Annotated in this window: 9 protein-coding genes and 1 pseudogene; 9 read left to right on the forward strand and 1 reads right to left on the reverse strand. The window is 60.3% G+C overall.

Features of this window, described 5'->3' with window-relative positions:
- From BZ163_RS35515 to pdxJ, 9 genes and pseudogenes are all read left to right on the forward strand, one after another.
- A pseudogene (locus BZ163_RS35515) lies at positions 1-128 on the forward strand (IS110 family transposase); the annotation flags it as partial.
- Between the two features lie 152 nt (positions 129-280).
- Complete coding sequence (gene lptF / locus BZ163_RS10250; RefSeq protein WP_128870811.1) at positions 281-1,402, forward strand: LPS export ABC transporter permease LptF; 1,122 nt, start codon at positions 281-283, stop codon at positions 1,400-1,402.
- The gene (lptG, locus tag BZ163_RS10255; RefSeq protein WP_128870812.1) at positions 1,395-2,456 is read left to right on the forward strand and encodes an LPS export ABC transporter permease LptG; all 1,062 of its coding nucleotides are present in this window, start codon (positions 1,395-1,397) and stop codon (positions 2,454-2,456) included. The genes lptF and lptG overlap by 8 nt, the downstream gene beginning before the upstream one ends.
- Positions 2,457-2,628: 172 nt before the next feature.
- On the forward strand, positions 2,629-4,428 hold the full coding sequence (lepA, locus tag BZ163_RS10260; RefSeq protein ID WP_128870813.1) for a translation elongation factor 4: 1,800 nt from the start codon (positions 2,629-2,631) through the stop codon (positions 4,426-4,428).
- A gap of 5 nt (positions 4,429-4,433) precedes the next feature.
- Positions 4,434-5,288, forward strand: coding sequence for a signal peptidase I (gene lepB / locus BZ163_RS10265; protein ID WP_128870814.1), 855 nt, complete (start codon positions 4,434-4,436; stop codon positions 5,286-5,288).
- A gap of 183 nt (positions 5,289-5,471) precedes the next feature.
- The gene (rnc, locus tag BZ163_RS10270) at positions 5,472-6,161 is read left to right on the forward strand and encodes a ribonuclease III (RefSeq protein WP_027924885.1); all 690 of its coding nucleotides are present in this window, start codon (positions 5,472-5,474) and stop codon (positions 6,159-6,161) included.
- Positions 6,154-7,056, forward strand: coding sequence for a GTPase Era (gene era, locus BZ163_RS10275; protein ID WP_128870815.1), 903 nt, complete (start codon positions 6,154-6,156; stop codon positions 7,054-7,056). Before rnc ends, era begins: the two co-directional genes overlap by 8 nt.
- Before the next feature lie 132 nt (positions 7,057-7,188).
- Positions 7,189-7,878 (forward strand): DNA repair protein RecO, encoded by a 690-nt coding sequence (gene recO / locus BZ163_RS10280; protein WP_128870816.1) that lies wholly within the window; start codon positions 7,189-7,191, stop codon positions 7,876-7,878.
- Positions 7,879-7,999: 121 nt separating this feature from the next.
- Positions 8,000-8,746, forward strand: a complete 747-nt coding sequence (gene pdxJ / locus BZ163_RS10285) for a pyridoxine 5'-phosphate synthase (protein ID WP_128870817.1) — start codon at positions 8,000-8,002, stop codon at positions 8,744-8,746.
- A 126-nt stretch (positions 8,747-8,872) separates the two neighbouring features.
- Here the strand turns inward: pdxJ and mltF are convergent, their stop codons facing one another.
- On the reverse strand, positions 8,873-10,333 hold the full coding sequence (gene mltF / locus BZ163_RS10290) for a membrane-bound lytic murein transglycosylase MltF (protein ID WP_128870818.1): 1,461 nt from the start codon (positions 10,331-10,333) through the stop codon (positions 8,873-8,875).
- Positions 10,334-10,458 lie beyond the last annotated feature (125 nt).

The raw sequence follows: 10,458 nt of genomic DNA on the forward strand, positions 1-10,458 counted from the left end.
GAGGCTTGGCAAAAACCCAAGCCCTGGTCATCCTCGCCCGCAAGCTGTGCCGGGTGGCATTCGCACTCATGAAAAACCAAAGCGAATACCAGCCGAATTTAAGGTTGCAGGGTTCCCCTGCAACATAGAATCTCCCACACGCACCCCGCACCATTGCGCAGTGACAGGCGCACCCAATCACAGGATAATGCGCCAACTTTTTCGGCGGCTCTGCCCTGCGGGCCGTCTGATACGTTTGCTTGTTTGGCCGCCTTAGCCTGACAACCCTGGAGTGTCTGGTTTGATTGTCTTTCGTTATCTGTCCCGAGAAGTCCTGTTGACCTTGAGCGCCGTCAGTGCGGTGCTGCTGGTCATCATCATGAGTGGACGCTTCATCAAGTACCTCGCCCAGGCGGCTGCCGGTCTGCTGGATCCGGGCTCGCTGTTTCTGATCATGGGCTTTCGCCTGCCGGGTTTCTTGCAGTTGATTCTGCCGTTGGGCCTGTTTCTCGGGATTCTGCTGGCCTACGGCCGTTTGTACCTTGAAAGCGAAATGACCGTGCTGTCGGCCACCGGCATGAGCCAGCAGCGACTGTTGGCAATGACGTTGTTCCCCGCCACCCTGGTTGCATTGGTGGTGGCGTGGCTCAGCCTGAGCCTGGCGCCGCAAGGGGCCAATCAGTTCCAGTTGCTGTTGAACAAGCAGGATGCCCTGACCGAGTTCGACACCCTTGAGCCTGGCCGTTTCCAGGCGCTGCGCGACGGAACGCGGGTGACCTACACCGAAACGTTGTCGGATAACCGCGTCAACCTTGGCGGCGTGTTCATTTCGCAGAAGAACATCTCCTCGGACGACAAGAAGGATCGCGGGATTTCCGTGCTGGTGGCCGAGAAGGGGCGCCAGGAAATTCGCGCCGACGGCAACCGCTACCTGATTCTCGAGAACGGTTATCGCTATGACGGTAACCCGGGTCAGGCCGACTACCGGGCGATCAAATATGACGAGTATGGCGTATTGCTACCTAAGCCGGACGTCAGCGATGAAGTCACCGACCGTGACGCGATGACCACCAGTTCGCTGCTGGGCAGTGACGACATCCGCTCCCGCACCGAATTGCAGTGGCGCCTGTCCTTGCCGTTGCTGGTGTTCATCGTGACCCTGATGGCGGTGCCGTTGTCGCGGGTCAATCCGCGCCAGGGCCGTTTCCTCAAGCTTTTGCCGGCGATTCTTCTCTATATGGCTTACCTGACGATCCTGATTGCCGCCCGCGGCGCCCTCGAGAAGGGCAAGATCCCGCCGGCACTGGGGTTGTGGTGGGTGCATGGGATCTTCCTGGTCATCGGCCTGGGCCTGCTCTATTGGGAACCACTGCGCTTGAAAATGGCGAGTCGCCGCAGCGCGCTGGAGGTGGCCCGTGGTTAAACTCGATCGCTACATCGGCAGCAGTGTGTTCATGGCGATCCTGGCGGTACTGGGGATCATTCTCGGTCTGGCGACGCTGTTTGCCTTTATCGACGAGATGAGCGACGTCAGCGATACCTACACCCTGGTCGATGTGTTGAGCTACGTCCTGCTCACCGCGCCGCGCCGTCTCTATGACATGTTGCCGATGGCGGCGCTGATCGGGTGCCTGATCGGCCTCGGCAGCCTGGCCAGTCACAGCGAGCTGACCATCATGCGCGCAGCGGGTGTATCGGTCGGACGGATCGTCTGGGCGGTCATGAAGCCGATGCTGGTGCTGATGGTCGTGGGGCTGCTGATTGGCGAGTACGTCGCCCCGGCGACGGAAGTCACTGCCCAGGCCAATCGCTCCCTGGCCCAGGGCAGCGGCGATGCGCAAAGCGCCAAGCACGGCCTGTGGCACCGCCAGGGTGACGAGTTCATCCATGTCAACTCGGTGCAGCCCAACGGCCTGCTGTATGGCGTGACCCGCTATCGCTTCGATGATCAACGCCACATGCTGTCTTCGAGCTTCGCCAAGCGCGCGGAATTCGACAAGGACCACTGGCAGTTGAGCGAAGTCACGACCACGGTATTCCATGAAAAAAGCACGGAAGTGGTGACGGCCCCGGTCGAGCGCTGGGATGTGGCGCTGAGCCCGCAATTGCTCAGTACGGTGGTGATGTCCCCCGATTCGCTGTCGATCACCGGCCTGTGGGGTTACATCCACTACCTGGCCGACCAGGGCCTGAGCAATGGTCGTTATTGGCTGGCATTTTGGGTCAAGGTGTTGCAGCCGCTGGTCACCGCTGCCCTGGTGCTGATGGCGATTTCCTTCATCTTCGGTCCGTTGCGTTCGGTGACCCTCGGCCAGCGGGTGTTCACGGGGGTGCTGGTGGGCTTTACCTTCCGCATCGTCCAGGATCTGCTGGGGCCTTCGAGCCTGGTGTTCGGTTTTCCGCCACTCCTGGCGGTGCTGTTGCCGGCCAGTATCTGTGCCCTGGCCGGGCTCTGGATGCTGCGCCGGGCCGGTTGATCCCGGGTATTTGCGGCTCCAGTCGATGATAAAAAAACGCCCCTGTCGCAAGACCGGGGCGTTTTTGTACGTGCCGTCTGACCTGTAAACGTGACGCTTGGGCCGTGGATCAGGTACAATTCCCGGCTATTTTTCGGCGGGCTATGCCTGCAGCCTTTTTGAGTGTTGATCCGTGAGTGATTTGAGTCATATCCGCAATTTCTCCATCATCGCCCACATTGACCATGGCAAGTCGACGCTGGCCGATCGCTTCATCCAGATGTGCGGCGGCCTTGCCGAGCGCGAAATGGAAGCCCAGGTGCTGGACTCCATGGACCTGGAACGTGAACGCGGGATCACCATCAAGGCCCACAGCGTCACCCTGTATTACACCGCTCGCGATGGCATCAAATATCAGCTGAACTTCATTGATACCCCGGGCCACGTCGACTTCACCTATGAAGTCAGCCGCTCGCTGGCGGCGTGCGAAGGTGCGTTGCTGGTGGTCGATGCCGGCCAGGGTGTTGAAGCGCAGTCGGTTGCCAACTGCTATACGGCGATCGAGCAGGGCCTGGAAGTCATGCCGGTCCTGAACAAGATCGACCTGCCGCAGGCCGATCCGGACCGCGTCAAGGACGAAATCGAGAAGATCATCGGCATCGACGCCACCGATGCGGTCGAGTGCTCTGCCAAGACCGGCCTGGGCGTCGACGAAGTGCTCGAGCGTCTGGTTCACACCATTCCCGCGCCGACCGGCAACTACGAAGATCCGCTGCAGGCGTTGATCATCGATTCCTGGTTCGACAACTACCTGGGCGTTGTGTCCCTGGTACGCGTGCGTCACGGCCGTGTGAAGAAGGGCGACAAGATCCTCGTCAAATCCACCGGCAAGATCCACCTGGTGGACAGCGTCGGTGTGTTCAACCCGAAACACACCGCCACCGTTGACCTGAAGGCTGGCGAAGTGGGCTTCATCATCGCCGGCATCAAGGACATTCACGGTGCGCCGGTCGGTGACACCCTGACCTTGAGCTCCACCCCCGACGTTGACGTGCTGCCCGGCTTCAAACGCATCCAGCCGCAGGTTTATGCCGGTCTGTTCCCGGTCAGCTCCGACGACTTCGAAGATTTCCGTGAAGCCCTGCAAAAGCTCACGCTCAACGACTCGTCCCTGCAGTACACCCCGGAAAGCTCCGATGCCCTGGGCTTCGGCTTCCGTTGCGGGTTCCTCGGCATGCTGCACATGGAAATCATCCAGGAGCGCCTGGAGCGCGAGTACGACCTGGACCTGATCACCACGGCGCCGACGGTAATTTTCGAGCTGTTGCTGAAAACCGGTGAAACGATTTACGTCGACAACCCGTCGAAGCTGCCGGACCTGTCCTCGATCGAAGACATGCGTGAGCCGATCGTGCGGGCCAACATTCTTGTGCCGCAAGAGCACCTGGGCAACGTCATTACCCTGTGCATCGAAAAGCGTGGCGTACAACACGACATGCTGTTCCTCGGTACCCAGGTCCAGGTGAGCTACGATTTGCCGATGAACGAAGTGGTGCTCGACTTCTTCGATCGTCTGAAATCCACCAGCCGCGGCTATGCTTCGCTGGACTACCATTTCGATCGTTATCAATCGGCTAATCTGGTGAAACTGGATGTGCTGATCAACGGTGACAAGGTCGACGCCCTGGCGTTGATCGTGCACAAGGATAACGCGCACTACAAAGGTCGCCAGTTGACCGAGAAGATGAAAGAACTGATTCCGCGCCAGATGTTCGACGTCGCGATCCAGGCCGCCATTGGCGGGCAGATCATCGCGCGGACTTCGGTCAAGGCACTCAGAAAGAACGTATTGGCCAAATGCTACGGCGGTGACGTTAGCCGTAAGAAAAAACTGCTGGAGAAGCAGAAGGCCGGTAAAAAACGCATGAAGCAAGTCGGCAACGTGGAAATTCCACAAGAAGCCTTCCTTGCAGTGCTCAGGTTGGATAGTTAGGTCCTATGTCACTAAATTTCCCGCTGTTGCTGGTCATCGCCGTGTTCGTCTGCGGCCTGTTGGCGTTGCTCGATCTGGTTTTCCTGGCGCCGCGTCGGCGTGCGGCCATTGCCTCCTATCAGGGCAGCGTCAGCCAGCCTGACGGGATGGTGGTCGAGAAACTGAACAAAGAGCCGCTGCTGGTCGAATACGGCAAGTCGTTCTTCCCGGTGTTGTTCATCGTGCTGGTCCTGCGTTCGTTCCTGGTGGAACCGTTCCAGATTCCTTCCGGCTCGATGAAGCCGACCCTGGACGTTGGCGACTTCATTCTGGTGAACAAGTTTTCCTACGGGATCCGCCTGCCGGTGCTCGACAGGAAAGTCATCGCAGTGGGTGATCCGCAACGCGGCGATGTGATGGTGTTCCGCTACCCGAGCGACCCGAACGTCAACTACATCAAGCGAGTCGTGGGCCTGCCGGGTGACCAGATTCGCTATACCGCCGACAAGCGTCTGTTCGTCAACGGTGAGTCCATTGCCGAACAACTGGTCGGCTCCGAGCCGGGCACGCTGGGCAGCGCCGAACTCTACAAGGAGAAACTCGGCATTGCCGAGCACCTGATCCGTAAGGAGATGAGCCGCTACCGCGCCGCGCCGGACCATTCGTGGACCGTGCCCGCCGGGCACTACTTCATGATGGGCGACAACCGGGACAATTCGAACGACAGTCGCTTCTGGGATGATCCGAGCATTCCCAAGGACCTGCTGGGCATGGTTCCCGACAAGAATATCGTCGGCAAGGCCTTCGCAGTCTGGATGAGCTGGCCAGAACCCAAACTCAGTCACCTGCCGAATTTCTCGCGGGTTGGCCTGATCAAGTAATCACTCACGGCGCTGTTGAACACAGCGCCGAATGCATTTCTGGAGTCGGCACAATCGGCGCCAGAAGCATGAAACAATGATATTCAGGACGTAATTTTTGAACACAGCGTTAATTGTCCCAAGCCTGCGCCGCACCACGGCGATGGCGGTGGAATCCAGCCACGAACTCAGCGTGGGTAAACCGTGAGCGTCTCCTTAAGCCGTCTAGAGCGTCAGCTCGGCTACACTTTCAAGGATCAGGAACTGATGGTCCTGGCCCTGACTCACCGCAGTTTTGCCGGGCGCAACAATGAACGCCTGGAATTCCTCGGTGATGCCATCCTTAACTTCGTCGCCGGCGAGGCGCTGTTCGATCGCTTCCCGCTGGCTCGCGAAGGCCAGTTGTCACGTTTGCGTGCCCGCCTGGTGAAAGGTGAGACCCTGGCCGTGCTGGCCCGTGGTTTCGATCTGGGTGATTACCTGCGTCTGGGTTCCGGCGAGTTGAAGAGTGGCGGCTTCCGTCGCGAGTCGATTCTGGCCGATGCCCTGGAAGCGCTGATCGGTGCGATCTACCTGGACGCCGGCATGGACATGGCACGCGAGCGCGTGCTGGCCTGGCTGGCCGGAGAGTTCGAAGGCCTGACGCTGGTCGATACCAACAAAGATCCGAAAACCCGTCTGCAGGAATTCCTGCAGTCGCGGGGTTGTGAGCTGCCGCGTTACGAAGTGGTGGATATCCAGGGTGAGCCGCATTGCCGGACGTTCTTCGTCGAATGTGAAATCACCTTACTGAACGAAAAAAGCCGAGGTCAGGGTGTGAGTCGTCGTATTGCCGAACAGGTAGCGGCCGCCGCAGCACTGATTGCCCTGGGTGTGGAGAATGGCAATGACTGATTCAACCGCAACACGCTGTGGCTATGTTGCCATCGTCGGCCGTCCCAACGTGGGCAAGTCCACGCTGCTGAACCACATCCTCGGCCAGAAACTCGCGATCACGTCGCGCAAGCCGCAGACCACCCGCCACAACATGCTCGGCATCAAGACCGAAGGCGCCGTTCAGGCGATCTACGTCGACACCCCGGGCATGCACAAAGGTGGCGAGAAGGCGCTGAACCGCTACATGAACAAAACCGCTTCGGCGGCGTTGAAAGACGTCGACGTGGTGATCTTCGTGGTTGACCGCACCAAGTGGACCGACGAAGACCAGATGGTCCTCGAGCGCGTCCAGTACGTCACCGGCCCGCTGATCGTCGCGTTGAACAAGACCGATCGCATCGAAGACAAATCCGAGCTGATGCCGCACCTGACCTGGTTGCAGGAACAGCTGCCGAACGCGCAGATCATGCCGATCTCGGCCCAGCACGGGCACAACCTCGAAGCGCTGGAGCGGGTGATTGCCGGTTACCTGCCGGAAAACGATCACTTCTTCCCCGAAGACCAGATCACCGACCGCAGCAGCCGCTTCCTTGCCGCCGAGCTGGTGCGCGAGAAAATCATGCGCCAGTTGGGCGCCGAGCTGCCGTACCAGATCACCGTGGAAATCGAAGAGTTCAAGCAGCAGGGGAAAACCCTGCACATCCATGCGTTGATCCTCGTCGAACGTGACGGCCAGAAGAAAATCATCATTGGCGACAAGGGCGAGCGCATCAAGCGCATCGGCACCGAGGCGCGCAAGGACATGGAGCTGCTGTTCGACTCCAAGATCATGCTCAACCTGTGGGTCAAAGTGAAAGGCGGCTGGTCCGACGACGAACGCGCCTTGCGTTCGCTGGGTTACGGCGACCTGTAACACACCGCAGGACCCCTTGTAGGAGCGAGCTTGCTCGCGATGGACTTGAGAGCGCCGCGTTCATTCAGAAGGCCCGCGTCATCGTTATCCACCATCGCGAGCAAGCTCGCTCCTACAGTTCGGCGAGAACCCATGTCCCAAACCCCACCTACCGGCCAACTCGCCTTCGTCCTCCACTCCCGCGCCTACCGCGAAAACAGCGCATTGGTGGATTTCCTCACGCCACAGGGTCGGCTGCGGGCGGTGTTGCGCAGTGCGCGGGGCAAGGCGGGGACGCTGGCGCGGCCGTTCGTGCCACTGGAAGTCGAATTCAGGGGGAGGGGGGAGCTGAAGAACGTCGGGCGCATGGAAAGTGCCGGCGTTTCCACCTGGCTCAACGGTGAGGCGCTGTTCAGTGGCCTCTACCTCAACGAACTGTTGATCCGCCTGTTGCCCGCCGAAGACCCGCATCCCGCTGTCTTCGATCACTATGCCGCCACGTTGCTCGCCCTGGCTGAAGGCCGTCCGCTGGAGCCGCTGCTGCGATCCTTCGAATGGCGGCTGCTGGATGACTTGGGTTACGGCTTCGCCTTGACCGCCGACATCCACGGCGAACCCATCGCGCCGGACGGTCTGTACCGCTTGCAGGTCGATGCCGGCCTGGAGCGGGTCTACCTGCTGCAACCCGGTCTGTTCAACGGTACCGAACTGCTGGCCATGGCCGACGCCGACTGGTCCGCGCCCGGCGCACTGTCTGCCGCTAAGCGCTTGATGCGCCAGGCGCTGGCCGTACACCTGGGCGGTCGCCCGCTGGTCAGTCGCGAGTTGTTTCGCAAGCCATAGGGTCCGTTGACGCTTGATGGTGACCGCGACGACGCTCGTCGCGACCACCACCAAACGTCAACAGACCCTGGCTCCCCGTGTATGCTGTGCACCGAACTTTCCCTTCTTCAGGAGCGCTTCCGTGACCACCAGCAATCGCATTCTTCTTGGCGTTAACATCGACCACGTTGCCACCCTGCGCCAGGCCCGGGGCACTCGTTACCCGGATCCGGTCAAGGCAGCACTCGACGCCGAAGAGGCGGGCGCTGATGGCATTACCGTGCACCTGCGTGAAGATCGCCGGCACATCCAGGAGCGCGACGTGCTGCTGCTCAAGGACGTGCTGCAAACCCGCATGAACTTCGAGATGGGCGTCACCGAGGAAATGATGGCCTTCGCCGAGCGCATCCGCCCGGCGCACATTTGCCTGGTCCCGGAAACCCGCCAGGAACTGACCACCGAAGGTGGCCTCGACGTAGCGGGGCAGGAAGCGCGGATCAAGGCGGCGGTGGATCGCCTGGCGCAGATCGGCTGTGAAGTGTCGCTGTTCATCGATGCGGACGAGCGGCAGATCGCAGCGTCCCGTCGTGTTGGCGCGCCAGCCATCGAACTGCACACCGGTCGTTATGCGGATGCCGAGACGCCGACGCAAGTGGCTGAAGAATTGAAGCGCGTCGCCGATGGCGTGGCGTTTGGCCTGGCGCAGGGTTTGATCGTCAACGCCGGCCACGGCCTGCACTATCACAACGTCGAAGCGGTCGCCGCGATCAAGGGCATCAACGAGCTGAACATCGGCCATGCGCTGGTGGCCCATGCGTTGTTTGTCGGGTTCAAGTCGGCGGTGTCCGAGATGAAGGCGCTGATCCTGGCCGCTGCATTGAAGGGCTAAGACCGCGGCGCTGCTTTCGCTGGCAAGCCAGCTCCTACAGGTTCGTGTCGGACACATAATTGTCGTTTGACGCGCACCTGTAGGCGCTGGCTTGCCAGCGAAGGCGTCTTCAAAAGCAACACAGAATCAGAGCGGCGGGGTTTCCTGGTTCGGCTTGGTCTTGTCGACCCCCGGTACATGCAGACTGCCCTCGGCGACCTGGTCGCCTTCAAGTTGCGGCTGCGTGACCCAGGTCAGGATGTCGTAGTAGCGACGGATGTTCGCCACAAAGTGCACCGGCTCGCCACCCCGGGCGTAGCCGTAACGGGTTTTGCTGTACCACTTCTTCTCGGACAGCCGCGGCAGGATTTTCTTCACGTCCAGCCACTTGTCCGGGTTGAGCCCTTCCTTGGCCGCCAGTTTGCGCGCGTCATCCAGGTGACCGCCGCCAACGTTGTAGGCCGCCAGGGCAAACCAGGTGCGATCCGGTTCCTGAATCGAGTCGTCCAGCTGTTCCTTCACGTAGGCCAGGTACTTGGCGCCGCCCATGATGCTCTGCTTGGGGTCGAGGCGATTGGATACGCCCATGGCCTGGGCGGTGTTCTGGGTCAGCATCATCAGCCCGCGCACACCGGTCTTGGAGGTGACGGCCGCTTGCCACAGGGATTCCTGATAACCGACCGCGGCCAACAGGCGCCAATCGACTTTCTCTTCCTTGGCGTACGCCTTGAAGTGCTTCTCGTACTTGGGCAGCCGTTGCTGCAAGTGCTGGGCGAAGGTGTAGGCGCCCACATAGCCGAGCACATCGACGTGCCCGTAATAGCGGTCCTTGAGACGTTGCAGGGTGCCGTTCTTCTTCACCTTGTCGAGGTAGCTGTTGATCTCGTTCAGCAGGCTGTTGTCGTCGCCAGGCGCTACGGCCCAGCTCTGGTTGCTGGCATTGCCGAGATCGAAGGCCACTCGCACGTTGGGGAAGTAGACCTGGTTCATCGCGACTTCGTTGGAGTCGACCAGGGTCAGGTCGATCTGATCTTCATCCACCATGCGCAGCAGGTCGACGACTTCAACGGCGTCGGACTCTTCGTATTCAATGGCGGGATATTTCTTTTTCAGTTCCGCCAGCTGCTCGGCGTGGGTGCTGCCCTTGAGCACCATGATCTTCTTGCCCACCAGATCTTTCGCATCGGTTGGCCGCGATTGGCCGTTGCGATAGATGATCTGAGGGGTGACTTCCAGATAGGAGTGGGAAAACCGCACTTGCTTCTTGCGCTGCTCGCTGGCGACCAGGCCGGCGGCAGCCAGCACCGGGCCGTTGGGCTTGCCCACCTGGTTGAACAGGTCGTCGAGGTTGTCGGCGGTTTCAATCTTGAGTTCGACCCCCAGATCGTCGGCGAAGCGCTTCACCAGCTCGTATTCGAAGCCGGTTTCACCGTTGCGATCCTGAAAGTAGGTGGCAGGGCTGTTTCGGGTAACCACCCGCAGCACGCCATCCTCCTTTACGCGCTCCAGTGTGTTGGGTTTATCAACACACCCACTGAGCATCAGGAAGAGTCCGGTTGCGATCAGCCATTTGGCGAACCGCGGACGCAAAGCCGTTGGGGAAAACATCTGCGCAGTATACGCAAAGGACCACGAGCGCCATATCTCGACAGCGAGCGGCTTGTCTGTTAGAGGGCTAAAAACACGCCCGGCGCCCGCAGGAACGGGCTTTTACGGCACTTAATGACACAAAA

The organism is Pseudomonas sp. VI4.1, assembly GCF_002029345.1.
GTDB lineage: Bacteria > Pseudomonadota > Gammaproteobacteria > Pseudomonadales > Pseudomonadaceae > Aquipseudomonas.